A 17894-nucleotide genomic window follows, 5' to 3' on the forward strand; every position below is an offset into this window, starting at 1 on the left:
CTCATTCCGGCAGGCGCGAGGGCGGCTGGATCAATCCAGCCAGATGCCCTTGATGTTCACGAACTCCCGCACGCCAAAGCCGCCATGTTCGCGGCCATAGCCCGAGTCCTTGACGCCGCCGAAGGGCATGTTCGGGTGTGCCGCGCCAAAGCTGTTGATCCGCACCATGCCGGTGTCGAAATACTTCTTCGCCATCTCCGCCGCGCGCTCGGTGTCTTTCGAAAAGATGCCACCGCCCAGGCCGTACCGGCTGTCATTGGCGATGCGCATCGCGTCCTCGTCGTCCTTGGCGCGGATGACCGAGGCCACGGGGCCGAAGATCTCGTCGTCATAGGCCGGCATGCCGGGGGTGACGTCCCCCAGCACGGTCGCGGGGTAATAGGCACCGTCCCGATCCAGTTTCTTGCCACCGGCGAGGATCTTCGCGCCTTTCTTCACGCTCTCTTCGACCTGCTCCATGACGGTCTCAAGCTGTTCCTGGCTGCTCAGCGGGCCAAGCTCGGTCTCGTCGTCATCGGGAGCGCCCACCTTGATCTTGGACATCGCATCGGCATAGGCATCGACGAATTGATCATAGACCTTGTCGGTCACGATGAACCGCTTCGCGTTCACGCAGGTCTGACCGTTGTTGTAAAGCCGACCCTGAACCGACAGTTTCACAGCCAATTCCACGTCCGCATCTTCCAGTACGAGGAACGCGTCGTTCGACCCCAGCTCTAGCACGGTCTTCTTCAGTGCCTTGCTGGCTGTTGCGCCGATATGGCTGCCTGCGGCATCCGAACCCGTCATGGTCACGCCGCGCACCTTGTCATGCGCGATCACCTTGTCGGACGTGTCGTGGTCAATCAGCAGGACCCGGAAGATATCGTTGGGCAACCCTGCCTTGATGCAGATCTCGCGCAGGCGGAGGGCGCTGCCGGTGCAGATTTCGGCGTGTTTCAGGACACAGCCATTGCCCGCCATCAGGGCAGCGGCCAGCACGCGCACCGGCTGGTACATCGGAAAGTTCCACGGCTGGATCGAGTAGACCACGCCGATCGGCTGATACGTTACAAGCCCCTTGTTGCCGTCGCCCAGGTCCCGGGTTTCGTCCTTCAGCTGGCCCGGCCCTTGTTCGGCGGTGTACTCGAAAATCTGCGCGCACAGCTCGATTTCGTCCTTGCCGTCCTTCAGCAACTTGCCCATCTCGCGGGTCATCAGCTGCGACAGCTCGGCGGTGTTTTCGCGCAGCTCCTTGGCAATCGCTTTCAGCACTGCGCCGCGCTCTTCATGGGTCTTTTCACGCCACTCGATGAAGGCGGCATGGCACGCCTCGACCGCTTCGATGGCCTCGGCTTCGCTCATGGTCTGGTAGTCGGCGATCTTCTCCGCCGTCGCGGGGTTGATGGTCTCGATCTTGGACATGCTGACCTCTCTCTCGTTACGTCATGAACTTGTTGGCTCAACCCGAGCCGGACGCCACATGTTCCGACCCCTGTGCGCGGATGCCGCGCCCGAAGCGGACACGCGCCGAATGCACCGCGCTCGTGCATTAACGTTCTTGCATTTCCGCCTGCATGTTCTACTTTCGTTCACATGCGTAAAACCCTTTCAGACAAACTGGCGATCCTGGCCGACGCCGCGAAATACGACGCCTCCTGCGCGTCGTCGGGCACCACCCGCCGCGACAGCCGCAATGGCGGCATCGGCAGCGCGGGCGGCAGCGGGATCTGTCACGCCTACACGCCCGACGGGCGCTGCATCAGCCTGCTCAAGATCCTGATGACGAATTTCTGCATCTACGACTGCGCCTATTGTATCAACCGCGTCAGCAGCGGCGTGGAGCGGGCACGATTTACCCCCGAAGAGGTCGTGACCTTGACGCTGGAATTCTACCGCCGCAACTACATCGAGGGTCTGTTCCTCAGTTCCGGGATCATCAAGAGCCCGGACGACACCATGGCCGACATCACCCGCATCGCCCGGATGCTGCGCGAGGATCACGGCTTCAAGGGCTATATCCACCTCAAAACCATCCCCGAGGCCAGCCAGGAGCTGATCGACGAGGCAGGGCGCTATGCAGACCGCCTGTCGGTCAATATCGAACTGCCCAAGGATGACAGCACCCGCACCCTCGCACCGCAAAAGCGCCCCGAGACGATCCGCGCCGCCATGGCGTCGGTGCGCCTGAAACAGCAGGCCAGCAAGGAACGGTCCCACACCGGGAAACGCGCGCCGAAATTCGCCCCCGCCGGACAGTCCACCCAAATGATCGTCGGTGCCGACGGCTCGAACGACAAGGCGATCCTGACGACCTCATCGCGGCTCTACACAGGCTACAAGCTGCGCCGTGTCTATTACTCGGCCTTTTCCCCCATCCCGGACAGTTCCGCGATGCTGCCGCTGATCAAGCCGCCCCTGGTGCGCGAACACCGGCTCTACCAGGCCGACTGGCTCTTGCGTTTCTACGGCTTCGACGTGGACGAGATCACCGATGTGGCCCCCTCGGGCAATCTCGACCTCGACATTGACCCCAAGCTTGCGTGGGCGCTGGCGCATCGCGGGCAGTTCCCCGTCGACGTGAACCGCGCCGGGCGCGACGTGCTGCTGCGCGTCCCCGGCTTCGGCACCAAGACCGTCAATCGCATCCTGACCGCCCGCCGCTCGGGCGTCCTGCGCTATGCCGACCTTCTGCGCATCGGTGCGCGGATGGGCATGGCGAAATCCTTTGTTACCACGCCAGACTGGTCCCCAGCCGGACTGACCGACAGCGTTGACTTGCGCGCCCGCTTCGCGCCCGCGCCGGAACAGCTGAGCCTCTTCTGATGTACCGCGTATCCCTGCCGGACCTCGGATTTTTCGAGGCATGGCGCGACGCCGCCCGCCGCCTTCTGAGCCATGCCATCCCGCCGGAGCAGGTCGAATGGGGCAGGGGAGAGGACACCAGCCTGTTCCCTGCCGACCCGCTGCCCGAGGCGGACGGCCCCCACGCGGTGACCACGACCAAACAGTTCCTGTCGCTGGCCAAGACCGCCCTTTGCCACTCCGGCACCGAGGCGCCGACGCTGCTGTACCAGGCGCTTCATCGCCACCAGAGCACCCGCCGCGCGCTCGCCAACCCCGCCGATCCGATCGCGCGCAAGCTGTCGGTCCTGCAAAAGGCCGTGCGCCGCGACATTCACAAGATGCACGCGTTCGTCCGTTTCCGCGAACTGCCCACCGAGGGCAATCGCCGCAGCTTTGGCGCTTGGTTCGAGCCCGATCACCACATCCTGGAAACCGGCACGCCCTTTTTCGCCAAGCGCTTTGCCGATATGGACTGGATGATCGCCACGCCGCAGGGCGTCGCCCGGTTCGAGGATGGCAAACTTACCTTCCATCCCCCGGCGGACCGCCCCGACCTGCCCGAAGACGCCTCCGAGGCGCTGTGGGGCACCTATTTCGCCAACATCTTCAATCCCGCGCGCCTGCATCTTCAGGCCATGCGCTCGGAGATGCCGCTGAAATACTGGAAGAACCTGCCCGAGACCGACCTCATCCCCGGGATGCTCGCCGACGCCGAGGCGCGGGTGGAAAAGATGCGCGCCGCCATGCCGACCGAGACGCCCGCTCATGCCGAACGCATCCTCAGTCGACTGCCGCAACCCAAGATGACGGACATGCCCGACAGCATGGAAGAGGCCCGCGCCGCCGCCATGCAGTGCCAGCGCTGCGGTCTGTGCGAGGCCGCCACGCAGACCGTTTGGGGCAGGGGGCACGCACAGGCCGACCTGATGATCGTCGGCGAGCAGCCCGGCGATGCAGAGGATCTCGCCGGCAAACCCTTCGTGGGGCCGGCGGGTCAATTGCTGACCACGCTCTTGCAAGAGGCCGAGGTCGGCGACAGCTGGATGACCAATGCGGTCAAGCACTTCAAATTCCGCGCCACCGGCAAACGCCGGATGCACCAGAACCCCGACCGGCACGAGATCGACCATTGCCGCTGGTGGCTCGACCTCGAACGCCGGTTCGTGCAGCCGACGCTGACGGTCGCGCTTGGCGGCTCGGCGGCCTATGCCCTGACCGGCAACGATGCGCCAATGAAAGCCCGCCGTGGCCAGGTTGAGACCGCCCATGACGGCGGCGCGGTGCTGGTGACATGGCACCCCAGCTATGTCCTGCGCCTCGATGGCCCTGCGGCGACGGCGGCGCGCACGGAATTGCGGCACGACCTTGCCGCCGCCGCCAAGGTGCTTCAATCAGACGTTACGGAACACGTGCCCGGCGCGGTGCAATAGCTATCGGCGAGGGCGCTGATCTCAACCAGCCTCACCGCTCCAAGCGACAGCGCGAAGCATTCGTTCCGACGTCGCAAGGCGTCGCCCTGCGCCAGCTCGGATCGACGCCTTCCAGGAGCGACTCGCATCTGAGTTTATGCCGGGCGCAGCCCCAGCATGTCGCGGGTCTGGGCGATGCTCGCCACCGGGCGATCGTATTTCGCGCAAATCTCGGCGGCCCGCGCGATCAACGCCGCGTTGGACGGGGCCAGCGTGTCGCGATCCAGACGCACGTTGTCTTCCAGTCCCGCGCGGGTATGTCCGCCCGCGGCAATGGCCCACTCGTTGACCACCACCTGGTTGGCGCCGATCCCTGCGGCGCACCACGCGGCATCGGGCGCACACTCCCGCATCGTTTTCACGTAGAAGTCGAACACCTCGCGATCCGCGGGCATGGCGTTCTTCACGCCCATGACGAACTGCACGTATAGCTGGCCCGGCACAATGCCCGCGTCATGCATGGCGATGGCCTGCAGGATATGCGACAGGTCGAACGCCTCGATCTCGGGCGTGATCTCAAAGCGGGTCATCTCCCCCGCGAGCCACGCCACAAGGTCCGGCGGGTTTTCGTAGACCCGCGTGGGGAAGTTGTTCGACCCCACCGACAGCGACGCCATGTCGGGCCGCAGCGAAAGCATCCCGCCACGCGCCTTGCCCGCGCCCGAGCGTCCGCCGGTCGAGAACTGGATCACCACGCCGGGACAGTGCTTTTCGAGCCCTTCCTTCAGCGCCGCGAACCGGTCGGGGTCCGAGGAGGGCGTCTCGTCCTCGTTGCGCACATGCGCGTGGATGATGCTCGCCCCCGCCTCGACGGCGGCGTGGCTGCTTTCGACCTGCTCGGTCACGCTGATCGGGACCGCCGGATTGTCGGCCTTGCGCGGCACCGACCCGGTGATCGCGCAACACAGGATGCAAGGCTTGCCAGCTACGTCAGACATCGAAGAATACCTTTTCCTTATTGTCCTGAGAGTGGATAACATGGCGCAGTACGAAACGGGCGCCGCGCTGACCTGTTTTCCTTGGATGCGCGTCTGAAAGCGAACGAAGGTCCTTCAACCGGGCGAGAACTTCAGCAGCACCAGCGCGCCGGACTTGCTGCCTGCGGTGTGCATGGCACCCGGTGCGCGGATGATGAGGTCGCCCGGCTCATAGCTGTTCTCGTCGTCGAAGAAAGACCCCTCCAGCACGTAGATTTCCTCGACCGTTTCATGTGCGTGGGCCTCGGAAAACGCCCCGGGCGCGATCTTCATCAGCATGGTCATCTCGCCCGATGCCGCCTCGTATAGAGGTTTCGTCTCGAAGCCCGGGATACCCGTATCCTGCCAGTCCACGGCAGACTGGTTCAGATGGACCGTCCCGGACGCAGGGCGGGCCAGTGTCGCGGTTTCCCGAGTCGGCTGAAATTGGTCTGCCATGCGCATATCCTCTTGCCTGTCTTTTAGTGAACGGTATTGAAACGTGTTCGGAACATCAATGTCGCGGTAGGTTTCCGCCTGTCTTGACCCAGCTTCAGCTGGCCTGTGCGAGCTGTGCATCTCATGGGCAAAATGTTGTTTTCGTTCGTCTGGCGCCGCCGGTGATATGGAAAAACCAACGTTGTTCGACGCAACTTCTTTGGAGGATCACGCCCCCAGGACCAACATCTTCGAACCAATTACCGGGTCGTAGACCTGGGCAGCGTCACTTTCTGAATATCCGTGTCGAGCGGAACATGCCCTCGAGTTCCTCGATCCGGTCGCGCGCCTTTTCAAGGCGTTGGGTCTGGATGGCGGCGATAAGCGCCTCGACGATCAGGTTGATCCCAAGGGTCGAGTCCCAGCTCGAGGGCACCTCGACCAGCGCGTTGATGACGTGATCGGCCGTTTGCGAGATCGGCGAGCCCCATTGATCGGTGAAAAGCACGATGACCACGCCGCGTTCCTTGGCCAGGCTTGCGAGCCGGGCCAGATCCGCCTCGTAGCGGCGAATGTCGAAAATCACGAGGACGGAGCGCGGCCCCATGTCGATCAGGTATTGCGGCCAGACGTTGGGGGATTGCGACAACAGCGTCACGCCGGGGCGGACGATCTGGAGGTGGTTGAAGAAATAATCCGCGTTCGAGCGCGTGATGCGCCCGCCCAGCAGAAAGATGTTGCGCCGTGTATCGGCCAGAACCTTGGCCAGCGCGTCGAACGTGGCGGGGTCGAGCCGCTCGATCGTCTGGTTGAGATTTTCGAACACGGCTTCCGCGAAATTGCGGAAGGCGGGGGAATCCTTGCGGCCCTGCGGCCAGCCCTCGCTCTTGAGGATCGGCTTCTTTATCTGGGCCGACGCTTCTTCGCGCAGGGCGGCCTGCATTTCCGGGAACCCGTCAAAACCCAGCTTTCGCGCCAGACGGATCACCGTCGGTGTCGACACGCCCGCGGCCTCAGCCAGCTTGGTGATCGATTGCAGCCCGGACATGGGGTAATCCCGCAAAAGGACGTCCGACAAAAGGCGCTCGGCCGGGGTCAACGCGCCGGCCTTGTCCTTCAGCTTGTCCTTTACGATGCCGGTCCGTGTCACCTGCGACGCCTTTTGAAGCAATTGCTACAAGATAATATATGGCCGTAGTTTCGTCTACGAAAAATTCTTGACAGTTTTCGGGTCCCTCCCACTAATGGGCCGTGTGAATGGATCGAACACATACCGGATTCTTTCGCCCGAAGACGGGCACCCGTCGCAGGTTGTCAACCGCGGTGGGCAGGCGCCCGTCTGCCTTGTCTGTGAACATGCCAGCGCGGTGATCCCTGCCACGCTCGGCACGCTTGGCCTGGCCGAGGAGGACCGGTTTTCCCATGCGGTGTGGGATATCGGTGCCGAGGCGCTGGCCCGCGAGTTGTCGGCACGGCTCGATGCGCCGCTGGTCCTCGCCCGGGTGTCGCGGCTGGTCTATGATCTGAACCGTCCGCCCCAGGCGCCCGACGCGATGCCCGTCCAGAGCGGTGATGTCCCGGTGCCGGGAAATCGCGACCTGACCCAGGATGAAAAGGACGCGCGCACGGCGGAGGTCTATGACCCCTTCCATGCAACATTGTCCGAGGTGCTCGATGGCTTTGACGCGCCGCCGGCCCTGGTCACGATCCACAGTTTCGCACCTATCTGGGACGGCAAGCCGCGCCTGACGCAGTTGGGCCTCTTGCACGACGCGGATGCTGGACTTGCGACGACAATGCTTCAGATCGCGGACACCACGCTGGTGACCCATCTGAACGAGCCCTATTCGGCGCGTGACGGGGTGACCCATACGCTTGAACGACACGCAATCGCACGCGGGCTGAAAAACGTGATGATCGAAGTGCGCAACGACTTGCTGACCGCAGAGGCGGACGTGGCCCGGATCGCAACAGAACTGGCGGGTATGCTGATCGCTGCGCTGGATCTGCAGGGCGCGCCGGCATGACCGCGGTAATGCTGAAATACGTCGCGGTCATCGACCGCTTGAACCGCTGGATCGGGCGGATCGTGATGTACGGGATCTTCGTGATGATGGCGATCCTGCTGTGGTCGTCCTTTACCAAGCTGGGCAGCGATATCGGGCTCGATATCAACCCATCGCTCTGGACGCTGGAAATGGCACAGTTCGCGATGGTCGCCTATTACATCCTCGGCGGACCGTACTCGATCCAGATGGGCTCGAACGTGCGCATGGACCTGCTCTATGGCGAGTGGAGCGACCGGCGCAAGGCGCAGGTCGATGCCTTCACCGTGCTCTTCCTGATCGTCTACCTGGGGTTTTTGCTTTGGGGCGGCTGGGACAGCCTGATGTATTCCTTCCAGTATGGCGGCGAGCGCAGCAACAGTGTCTGGCGGCCTTACCTCTGGCCGATCAAGCTGATCATGGTCGTGGGCATCTTCCTGATGCTGCTTCAGGCCATCAGCGAATTCTTCAAGGATATCCTGCGTCTGAAGGGGCACGACATGGGTCCCAAGGACCAAGACAGTTCTGACGCCCGGCCCGAGGGGACCCGCACCTGATGCCGTATGAAGCCATCGCCGCGCTGATGTTCGCCTCCATGATGCTGATGCTGCTGACCGGCCAGCGGGTCTTCGGCGCTATCGGGTTCGTGGCCGTCGTCGCGGCGTTCTTCCTGTGGGGCGACCGGGGCGGCTATGACCTCGGCTTTGCCGCCGCGATCAAGCTGATGAAATGGTATCCGCTGCTGACGCTGCCGATGTTCATCTTCATGGGCTACGTCCTGTCGGAAAGCCGCATCGCGGATGATCTATACCGCATGTTCCACGTCTGGATGGGCGGGCTGTCGGGCGGGTTGGCCGTGGGCACGATCGGGCTGATGGTGCTGATCTCGGCCATGAACGGGCTTTCGGTGGCGGGCATGGCCATTGGCGCCACCATCGCGCTGCCCGAGCTGTTGAAGCGAGGGTACGACAAGCGGATGGTCACCGGGGTGATACAGGCAGGCTCATCGCTGGGCATCCTTGTACCACCGTCGGTGGTACTGGTGCTTTACGCCATGATCGCCCGTCAGCCGGTGGGGCAGTTGTGGCTGGCAGGCGTGTTGCCGGGGCTGATGATGGCAGGGATGTTTGTCCTTTACATCGTGATCCGCTGCCGCCTGAACCCGACGCTTGGCCCGATCCTGCCCAAGGAAGAGCGCAACATCCCGATGGCCGAGAAAATCCGCCTGCTGGGCGCGGGCCTGCTGCCGCTTTTCATCTTCTTCACCATGATGGTGCCCTTCGTGAACGGCTGGACCAGCCTCGTGGAATCCTCGGCCATTGGCGCCATCGCCGCCTTCCTGGCCGCCGTGGTCAAGGGCCGCATGACGCGGCAGGTGTTCGAGACCTCGGTGCGCAAGACGCTTGGCATCTCCTGCATGTTCATGTGGATCATCCTGGCCGCGCTGGCCTTCGGCTCGGTCTTCGACGGGCTGGGCGCGGTCAAGGCGATCGAGAGCCTCTTCACCGAACAGCTGGGCCTCAGCCCCTGGATGATCCTGATCCTGATGCAGCTGTCGTTCATCGTGATGGGCACGTTCCTCGACGACACCGCGATGCTGGTGATCGTGGCTCCGCTCTACGTGCCGCTGGTCGGCGCGCTCGGCTTCGACCTGATCTGGTACGGCGTGCTCTACACGATCACCACGCAAATCGCCTACATGACGCCGCCCTTCGGCTATAACCTGTTCCTGATGCGCGCGATGGCGCCGCCCCAGATCACGCTGAAGGACATCTACACCTCCATCCTGCCCTTCGTGCTGGTGATGGTGGTGGCGCTGTCGACGATCATGATCTTCCCCGAAATCGCGCTTTGGCTGCCGGGGTATGTGTATGGGAATTAAACAAAAGACCTTGGTCACAAGGCGTTCGAGCAACTGAACCTAACAGAGAGGGTATAACAATGACGACAAGACGTAATTTCCTGAGAGCGGCCGGTGCGGCCGTACCGGCGACGCTTGCAACCCCTGCGATCGTCAAGGCGCAATCCGCGATCAAGTGGCGCTTCCAGACCTATGCCGGCAGCGCGCTTGGCGAGCAGGTGACCAAACCGGCCATCGACTACATCAACGCGAACGCCAATGGCGAGCTGGAGATCGAGCTGTTCTATGCCGACCAGATCGTGCCCACCGGCGAGCTTTTCCAGGCGCTTCAGCGCGGCACGATCGACGGTGTTCATTCGGACGACGACTCGATGGCCTCGCCCACGCCGCTGCGCATGTTCGGCGGGTATTTCCCGTTTGCGACCAAGCATATCCTCGACGTGCCGGTGCTCTTCAACCAGTACGGTCTCGCCGATATCTGGCGCGAGGAATACGGCAAGGTCGGCGTGCAATGGCTGTCTGCGGCGGGGCAGGACCCGTGCAACTTCAACACCAAGAAGGAAATCACCTCGGTCGACGACCTTGACGGGCTGAAGCTCTATACCTTCCCCACGGCGGGCCGGTTCCTGGCCAAGTTCGGCGTCGTGCCGGTGAACATCCCCTACGAGGATGCCGAGGTTGCCGTGCAAACGGGCGAGCTCGACGGCATGGCCTGGTCGGGCATCACCGAGGACTACACCGTGGGCTGGGCCGACGTGACCGACTACTTCCTGACCAACAACATCTCGGGCGCGTGGATCGGCTCTTGGTTCGCCAACCAGGAACGCTGGGCCGAATTGCCCGATCACCTGAAATCGGTCGTCATGGCCGGGGTCGAGGCCGGGCACACCTATCGCAACCAGTGGTATTGGGGCGGCGAGGCTGCGCTGCGCGCCAATGGAGACAAGTTGGAACTGCGCTCTGTGCCCGCGTCCGAATGGGCCGAGGTCGAGAACGCCGCCAAGGAGTTCTGGGACGAAGTCGCCCAGGAAGGCGAGGTTCACGAGAAGATCGTCGGCATCTTCCGCGAGTACAACTCGGTCATCAACCAGGCCGGCGCGCCCTACAACTTCGAGTAAGCCAGCCCAAAGACCCGGAGCGCCTTTTCCCAAGGCGCTCCGTTCATTTCAAGGAGAACACACATGACCGCCAATCTCAGCTTCGACGCGCTAAAGAAGCTTGCCTCGAAAGGCGAGATCGACACGATCCTCGTCTGCCTTGTGGACATGCAGGGGCGGCTCATGGGCAAACGGTTCCATGTCTCGAACTTCCTCGACTCCGCGTACGAGGAAACCCATTGCTGCAATTACCTGCTGGCCACGGACCTCGAGATGGCCACGCCCGAGGGCTACGAGGCGACCTCGTGGGAGAAGGGCTATGGCGATTACGTGATGAAGCCGGACCTCGGGACGCTGCGCCGGCTGCCGTGGCTTGAGGGCACCGCGCTGGTGCTGTGCGATATCATCGACCACCACACGCACGAGCCTGTCCCGCATACCCCGCGCCAGATCCTCAAGGCCCAGATCGCGCGGGCCGAGGCGATGGGCTTTACCCCGATGATGGCGACCGAACTGGAGTTCTTCCTGTTCGAGAAATCCTTTGACGAGATCCGCAAGGAGGGCTTCCGCAGCCTGACTCCGATCAGCGGCTACAACGAGGACTACAATATCTTCCAGACCACGAAGGAAGAGCATGTCATGCGCCCGATCCGCAACCTGCTGTTCGAGGCGGGCGTGCCGGTCGAGAACACCAAGGGCGAGGCCGAGACCGGGCAAGAGGAACTGAACATCCGCTATGCCGAGGCCATGCTCTGTGCCGATCACCACACGATCGCCAAGCAGGCCGTGAAGGAGATCGCGAACCAGCACGGCCACGCCGCCAGTTTCCTGCCCAAGTGGCACGCCGACAAGGTGGGTTCCGCCGCGCATATCCACCAGTCGCTGTTCAAAGGCGACACGCCGGCGTTTTACGATGCGGATGCGGAGCTGACCATGTCCGACACGCTGAAAAGCTATGTTGCGGGCCTGCTGAAATATTCCACCGACATCACCTATTTCCTCGCGCCCTACATCAACAGCTACAAACGCCTGATGCCGGGCACCTTCGCCCCCACCAAGATCGCGTGGAGCATCGACAACCGCACCGCCTGTTACCGGCTGGTGGGCGACGGCACGAAAGGCGTGCGCATCGAATGCCGGACGCCGGGTTCGGACATCAACCCGTACCTGGCCTGTGCCGCGCAACTGGCCGCCGGGCTGTGCGGGATCGAAGAGGGGCTGGAGCTGTCGCCGCCCGTCACCGGTGACGTCTACAAGATGGACGATGTGCCGATGCTGCCCCACACCCTGCGGGCAGCGACGGAAACCCTGCGCAGCTCCGACATGCTGCGCCGGGTGATGGGCGACGCCGTGGTCGATCACTACTCCCGCGCCGCAGAGGTCGAGCAGGAAACGTTCGACGCCGTCGTGACCGACTGGGAAATCGCGCGCGGATTTGAAAGGGCATGAGCATGAGCAAGACGGTTGACCTGATTTCGCCGATTGATGGATCGGTTTATATCACGCGCGATGTGCTGCCGCGCGACGCGGCGGTGGCGGCCACCGACAAGGCCCGCGCGGCGCAGGCGGGCTGGGCCGCAAAACCATTGGCCGAGCGTGTCGCCGCCCTGCGCAAATCTGATGAGATCATCGGGGTCGACACCGATCGCATGGCGCTTGAACTGGCGCATCAAATGGGGCGTCCGGTACGCTATGGCGGCGAATATGGCGGCTTCAGCGAACGCCTGAGTTACATGGCCGAGGTCGCCGCCGAGGGGCTGGCCGAGGACGTGATCGAGGACAGCGACACCGCCCGCCGCGTCATCAAGCGCGTGCCATGGGGTGTCGTCCTGGTCGTGGCGCCGTGGAACTATCCCTACATGACGGCGATCAACACGGTCGCACCTGCGCTGATCGCGGGCAACTCCGTCATCCTCAAACATGCCAGCCAGACCTTGCAGGTGGGTGAGCACCTGGCCGAGGCGCTGCACGCGGCCGGTGTGCCAAAGGACGTGTTCCAGAACGTGGTCATCGACCACGACACGACCGACGCCCTGATCGCGGGCCGCCACGTGGATTTCGTGAATTTCACCGGCTCCGTCGGGGGCGGGCAGGCGATGGAACGGGCCGCCGCGGGGACGTTCACGCCGGTCTCGACCGAACTTGGTGGCAAGGATCCCGGCTACGTGCGCGCCGACGCGGATCTCGACGCGGCCGTCGACGGGCTGATGGACGGTGCGATGTTCAACGCGGGCCAATGCTGCTGCGGGATCGAGCGGATTTACGTCGCCGAACCCCTGTTCGACGCCTTTGTCGAAAAGGCCGTCGCCTGGGTCAAGGCGCAGAAACTGGGTAACCCGCTTGAGGCCGAGACGACGCTTGGCCCGATGGCCAATGTCCGCTTTGCCAAGGAAGTCCGCGCACAGATTGCCGAGGCGCTGGAGGACGGGGCCACCGCCCATATCGACCGGATGCAGGCGGATGACGGCGCCAACACCTATGTCACCCCGCAGGTCCTGACCAATATCACTCACGACATGCGGGTGATGCGCGACGAATCCTTCGGCCCCGTGGTCGGCATCATGCCCGTGGCCGATGATGACACCGCGATCCGCCTGATGAACGACAGCCGCTTTGGCCTGACCGCCTCGGTCTGGACACGCGACATTGCGGCGGCGGAACGCATCGGCGACCGGATCGAGACCGGCACCGTCTTCATGAACCGCTGCGACTACCTCGACCCCGCCTTGTGCTGGACCGGCTGCAAGGATACCGGCCACGGCGCGGGGCTGTCGAAACTCGCCTACCAGGCCCTGACGCGGCCCAAATCCTATCACTTGAGAAAGATCTGACATGGCTCTTACCGGAAACTGGTCCTATCCCACGAACATGCGCTTCGGCGCCGGACGCATTGCCGAGATCGGCGAGGCGTGCCGCGCCGCGGGCATGAGCAAACCGCTTCTGGTCACCGACCGGGGGCTGAAATCCATGGATATCACCACCAAGACGCTCGAGCTGATGGACGCCGCCGGGCTGGGTCGCGCGATCTTTGCCGAGGTCGATCCCAACCCCTCGGACGCGAATGTCGAGGAAGGGCTGAAATTCTACCGCGAGGGCGGCTTCGACGGCGTCATCGCCTTTGGCGGCGGCTCCGGCCTTGATCTCGCCAAGACGCTGGCCTTCATGGCCGGACAGACGCGCCCGGTCTGGGATTTCGAGGATATCGGCGACTGGTGGACCCGCGCCGACCCCGACGGCATCCACCCCATCGTCGCCGTGCCCACAACCGCCGGGACCGGCTCGGAAGTGGGGCGCGCATCGGTCATCACCAATTCGGCCACGCATGAGAAAAAGATCATCTTCCACCCCAAGATGCTGCCGGCAATCGTCATCTGCGACCCCGAACTGACGGTGGGCATGCCCAAGCACATCACGGCGGGCACCGGCCTCGATGCCTTCGCCCATTGCGTCGAAGCCTATTCCAGCCCGCACTACCACCCGATGAGCCAGGGCATCGCGCTCGAAGGGATGCGGCTGGTCAAGGACTACCTGCCGCGCGCCTATGCCGACGGCACCGATATCGAGGCACGCGCCAACATGATGAGTGCCGCCGCCATGGGCGCCACGGCCTTTCAAAAGGGCCTTGGCGCGATCCATGCGCTCAGCCACCCCATCGGCGCGCATCACCATACCCATCACGGCACGACCAACGCCGTCTGCATGCCCGCCGTCCTGCAATTCAACGAACCCGCGATCCGCGAGCGTTTCGGTCCGGCGGCGGCCTATCTTGGCATCGAGGGCGGCTTTGACGGGTTCTGCGCCTTCGTGGACCAGCTGAACGACAGCCTTGGCATCCCCAAGACGCTGACCGAACTGGGCGTTGCCGACCCCGACCTCGACACGCTTGTGGATGCGGCGCTGAGGGATCCGTCGACAGGCGGCAACCCGATCGAGATGACGGCCGAGAATACGCGAAAGCTTTTCGAGGCTTGTCTCTGACGCAAAAGGAAAAAAGTGACCGGGCAGGGGGCCTGACAAGAAACTGTCAAGAAACTCAGGCAAAAGGCACGGACTCGTCAAAGAGTTTGACCAAATGGTCAATGCTGATCATCCTGCACGTAAATAATCATCCACCAGAGGGGGACACCCATGAAAAAGACACTGCTCACGACAACCTGCCTGGCCGTGTTCGGCCTGTCGCAGGCCGCCACCGCCGATACGCTGCGCCTGCTGACCTGGGGCGGCTACGCGCCCGACGAGGTCGTCGAGATGTTCGAGGAACAGACCGGCCACACCGTCGAGGTCACCAAGTCCAACAACGAGGAAATGATCGCCAAGCTGCGCGCCACGGGCGGCGGCGGCTTCGACCTCGCCCAGCCCTCGCAGGACCGCATCATGGGCCCGCAGATGGAATTCGGCATCTACAAACCCATGGACCTGTCGAAGATCGACGAGTCGCTCTTCATCCCCTCCATGCTGGAAGCGACCAAGGGCAACACCACCGTGAACGGCGAAGTCTACGGCGTGCCGCATGTCTGGGGCACCTCCGGCCTGGTGATGAACACCGCCGAGGCGGGCGACGTGGTCAAGGACTACACCGACCTCTGCGATCCCGCGCTGGAAGGCAAGGTCTCTTACCGCCTGAAGCGCCCCACCCTGATCGGCTTTGCCTTCGCCATGGGCGAGGACCCGTTCGCCGCCTATGGCGACGAGGCCAAGTACAAAGAGATCATGGAAAAGGTCGAAGCCAAGCTGACCGAGTGCAAGTCCAACGTGAAAGCCTATTGGAGCGGCGGCGACGAGCTGATGAACCTGCTGCGCTCGGGCGAGGTCACGGCGTCGATGGCGTGGGATACCGGCGGCTGGAAGCTGAACGAGGACAATTCCGACATCACCTTCGTCGCCCCGGCCTCGGGTGCGCTTGGCTGGATCGACACGTTCGTTCTGCCCGCCAAGGGACAGGCCGACGATGTGGCCTACGAGTGGATCAACTTCGTGATGCAGCCCGAGGTTTCGGCCAAGATCACCGCGGCGGCGGGCAATTTCACCGCGTCTGCCGGGGCTGATGAGTATGCCGAGGACGCGCTCAAGGCCAAGTACCAGGACAGCTTCCCGCCGGAAGCGGTCGACAACATCAAGTGGTACCCGCCGGTTCCCGCCGGTCTGGAGGCCATCGAAGGCGAAGTCCTGGACCGCGTTCAGGCTGCCAACTGATCGCCCATGAAAACGCGGCACCCTTTCGCAGGGTGCCGCCCTGTGAACGGCCCCCTGCATGACCCCTGATCTTGAATGCGTCGACCTGGTAAAGCGTTTCGGCGACACGACCGCCGTCGACAACGTGTCGTTTTCCGTGCCGCCGGGCAGTTTCTTTTCCATCCTCGGCCCGTCGGGCTGTGGCAAGACGACGATCATGCGCATGATCGCGGGGTTTCTGGAACCCACGTCGGGTGACATCCGCATCAAGGGTGGCACGGTTCTGGACACGCCACCCAACAAGCGCCCGGTGAACATGGTGTTTCAGCACCTCGCGCTGTTCCCGATGATGACCATCGCCGACAATATCGGCTACGGTCTGCGGCGGCAGGGCATGGCCAAGGCCCAGATCGCCCGTAAGGTGGACGAGGCGCTGGACCGCATTGGCCTGCCCGGCATCGGCGCGCGCAAGGTCGACGAGCTGTCAGGCGGGCAAAAGCAACGCGTGGCCATCGCCCGCTGCATGGTGCTGGAACCCGATGTGCTGCTCTTGGACGAGCCCCTGGGGGCGCTTGACCTCAAGCTGCGCGAGCACATGAAGATCGAGCTGAAGGCGCTTCAGGCGGCCTTCGACACCACCTTCGTCTACATCACCCACGACCAGTCCGAGGCGCTGGTCATGTCTGACCAGATCGCCGTCATGAACGCCGGGCGGTTCGAGCAGGTCGGCACGGGCCAGGACCTCTATTACAGGCCCGACACGCCCTTCGTTGCCGGCTTCATCGGTGAGGCCAACCGCTGGATAGGGCGCATCGACCGCGTCGAAGGCTCAATGCTGGAGATGCGGACGGATTCCGGCCTTGCCATGCGCGCGACGGCGGCCCAGGCGCTGGCCAAGGGCGACGCCGCGGAAATCTTTGTCCGGCCCGAGTCAGTCCACCTCGCCGCCAGTGCCGAGGCGTTGTCGCAATTCGACAACCGTTTGCAGGGAACCGTGACAAGCATTTTGTTCAACGGCGCCGCCTCGCGTGTGCTGGTCGAAGATGACGCCGGCGAAACGCTCGAAGTCACGCTGCCCCAGACCGGGGAATTCGCCAGCCTGAAACGTGGTGACATGGTGCATATCGGCTGGGGCGCGGCACAGGCGACCTGCTTTGCCGGGGCCGCCTGATGCGTGCCGAGGCCCGGATCGGGTTCATCCTGCTGCTGACGCCGCTTTTGTTGTGGCTGGGGCTGCTGATCGTCATCCCGCATATCGACATGCTGATGATCTCGCTGCGCGAACGCATCAGTTTCGGCGTCTACGAGCCCAGCCTGACGCAATACGACAAGGCCCTGACCGAACCGCTTTACCTGCGCACCTTCTGGCGCACGGCGGTGATGTCGGTGCTGGCCACGGCCATCACCCTGCTGATCGCCTTTCCGGTGGCCTACTACATCGCCAAGATGGCACGGGGTCGGTTGCAGCAAGTGCTGTTCATGCTTTGCCTGATCCCGTTCTACGTCTCGGAACTGGTGCGCACCTTCGGCTGGATGATCCTGCTGCGGGAAACCGGCCTCGTGTCCAACCTGCTGCAATGGGCGGGGCTGGCCGATCAACCGGTCGAGATGCTCTACAACGACGCGGCCATGATGGTGGGCCTCGTCTATACCTCGATGCTGTTCATGGTGGTCCCGCTGGTCACAACGCTGGAAAGCCTCGACGACAGCGTGGTCGAGGCGGGCTACGACCTCGGCGGCAGCGGCCTGTCGGTCCTGCGCGAGATCATCATCCCGCACGCCATGCCGGGGATCGTCTCGGGCTGCATCGTGGTGTTCATGCTCAGCTTGGGCAACTACCTCACGCCGACCATGCTGGGCGGCAAGGACAGCCTGTGGTTCACCGAGATGATCTATAACCAGTTCATCGTCCGCTCCAACTGGGAGCTTGGCGCGGCCTTCGGCTTCATGCTGCTGGTGCTGTCATCGGTGATCGTCTGGGGCATGCTGCGCCTGACGGGCCGCACCCTGCAGGAAACGATGGGGTAGCC

Annotated in this window: 16 protein-coding genes; 12 read left to right on the forward strand and 4 right to left on the reverse strand. The window is 63.4% G+C overall.

Translation table 11 applies throughout. The features are described from left to right. Positions 1-30: 30 nt before the first annotated feature. Positions 31-1404 (reverse strand): NAD-dependent succinate-semialdehyde dehydrogenase, encoded by a 1374-nt coding sequence (locus tag RBB18_RS03410; RefSeq protein ID WP_306110549.1) that lies wholly within the window; start codon positions 1402-1404, stop codon positions 31-33. Between the two features lie 171 nt (positions 1405-1575). Between RBB18_RS03410 and RBB18_RS03415 the strand changes: the two genes are divergently transcribed. Beyond that, positions 1576-2805 carry a putative DNA modification/repair radical SAM protein gene (locus RBB18_RS03415; protein WP_306110548.1) on the forward strand — a complete coding sequence of 410 codons (1230 nt, stop codon included), beginning with the start codon at positions 1576-1578 and terminating at the stop codon, positions 2803-2805. After that, positions 2805-4256 (forward strand): UdgX family uracil-DNA binding protein, encoded by a 1452-nt coding sequence (locus RBB18_RS03420; RefSeq protein WP_371931581.1) that lies wholly within the window; start codon positions 2805-2807, stop codon positions 4254-4256. Before RBB18_RS03415 ends, RBB18_RS03420 begins: the two co-directional genes overlap by 1 nt. Before the next feature lie 134 nt (positions 4257-4390). On the opposite strand, the gene RBB18_RS03425 is transcribed toward RBB18_RS03420, so the two are convergent. From RBB18_RS03425 to RBB18_RS03435, 3 genes are all read right to left on the reverse strand, one after another. Continuing rightward, positions 4391-5233 (reverse strand): 3-keto-5-aminohexanoate cleavage protein, encoded by an 843-nt coding sequence (locus RBB18_RS03425; protein ID WP_306110547.1) that lies wholly within the window; start codon positions 5231-5233, stop codon positions 4391-4393. A 114-nt stretch (positions 5234-5347) separates the two neighbouring features. Beyond that, positions 5348-5710 (reverse strand): cupin domain-containing protein, encoded by a 363-nt coding sequence (locus RBB18_RS03430; protein ID WP_170067100.1) that lies wholly within the window; start codon positions 5708-5710, stop codon positions 5348-5350. Between the two features lie 265 nt (positions 5711-5975). Beyond that, positions 5976-6839 carry a MurR/RpiR family transcriptional regulator gene (locus RBB18_RS03435; RefSeq protein ID WP_103761872.1) on the reverse strand — a complete coding sequence of 288 codons (864 nt, stop codon included), beginning with the start codon at positions 6837-6839 and terminating at the stop codon, positions 5976-5978. A gap of 94 nt (positions 6840-6933) precedes the next feature. Between RBB18_RS03435 and RBB18_RS03440 the strand changes: the two genes are divergently transcribed. From RBB18_RS03440 to RBB18_RS03485, 10 genes are all read left to right on the forward strand, one after another. Next, positions 6934-7716, forward strand: a complete 783-nt coding sequence (locus RBB18_RS03440) for an N-formylglutamate amidohydrolase (RefSeq protein ID WP_306110546.1) — start codon at positions 6934-6936, stop codon at positions 7714-7716. After that, positions 7713-8291, forward strand: a complete 579-nt coding sequence (locus RBB18_RS03445; protein ID WP_306110545.1) for a TRAP transporter small permease subunit — start codon at positions 7713-7715, stop codon at positions 8289-8291. The genes RBB18_RS03440 and RBB18_RS03445 overlap by 4 nt, the downstream gene beginning before the upstream one ends. Further along, entirely contained in the window at positions 8291-9616 is a 1326-nt protein-coding gene (locus RBB18_RS03450) for a TRAP transporter large permease subunit (RefSeq protein ID WP_274591974.1), read from the forward strand. Before RBB18_RS03445 ends, RBB18_RS03450 begins: the two co-directional genes overlap by 1 nt. A 59-nt stretch (positions 9617-9675) precedes the next feature. After that, a complete protein-coding gene (locus RBB18_RS03455) occupies positions 9676-10713 on the forward strand; it encodes a TRAP transporter substrate-binding protein (protein ID WP_274591973.1) in 1038 nt (345 codons plus the stop codon). Between the two features lie 63 nt (positions 10714-10776). Beyond that, a complete protein-coding gene (locus tag RBB18_RS03460) occupies positions 10777-12141 on the forward strand; it encodes a glutamine synthetase family protein (RefSeq protein ID WP_306110544.1) in 1365 nt (454 codons plus the stop codon). A gap of 2 nt (positions 12142-12143) precedes the next feature. Beyond that, positions 12144-13523: an aldehyde dehydrogenase family protein gene (locus RBB18_RS03465; protein WP_306110543.1), complete on the forward strand. Its 1380-nt coding sequence runs from the start codon at positions 12144-12146 to the stop codon at positions 13521-13523. Between the two features lies 1 nt (position 13524). After that, on the forward strand, positions 13525-14670 hold the full coding sequence (locus RBB18_RS03470; RefSeq protein ID WP_306110542.1) for an iron-containing alcohol dehydrogenase: 1146 nt from the start codon (positions 13525-13527) through the stop codon (positions 14668-14670). A gap of 150 nt (positions 14671-14820) precedes the next feature. Further along, positions 14821-15885, forward strand: a complete 1065-nt coding sequence (locus tag RBB18_RS03475) for an extracellular solute-binding protein (RefSeq protein WP_103761410.1) — start codon at positions 14821-14823, stop codon at positions 15883-15885. Positions 15886-15943: 58 nt separating this feature from the next. After that, positions 15944-17035 carry an ABC transporter ATP-binding protein gene (locus tag RBB18_RS03480; RefSeq protein WP_103761409.1) on the forward strand — a complete coding sequence of 364 codons (1092 nt, stop codon included), beginning with the start codon at positions 15944-15946 and terminating at the stop codon, positions 17033-17035. Further along, positions 17035-17892 (forward strand): ABC transporter permease, encoded by an 858-nt coding sequence (locus tag RBB18_RS03485; protein ID WP_306110541.1) that lies wholly within the window; start codon positions 17035-17037, stop codon positions 17890-17892. The genes RBB18_RS03480 and RBB18_RS03485 overlap by 1 nt, the downstream gene beginning before the upstream one ends. Positions 17893-17894 lie beyond the last annotated feature (2 nt).

Origin of the sequence: Roseovarius sp. MMSF_3298, from assembly GCF_030733705.1 — a bacterium.
Lineage (GTDB): Bacteria > Pseudomonadota > Alphaproteobacteria > Rhodobacterales > Rhodobacteraceae > Roseovarius > Roseovarius confluentis.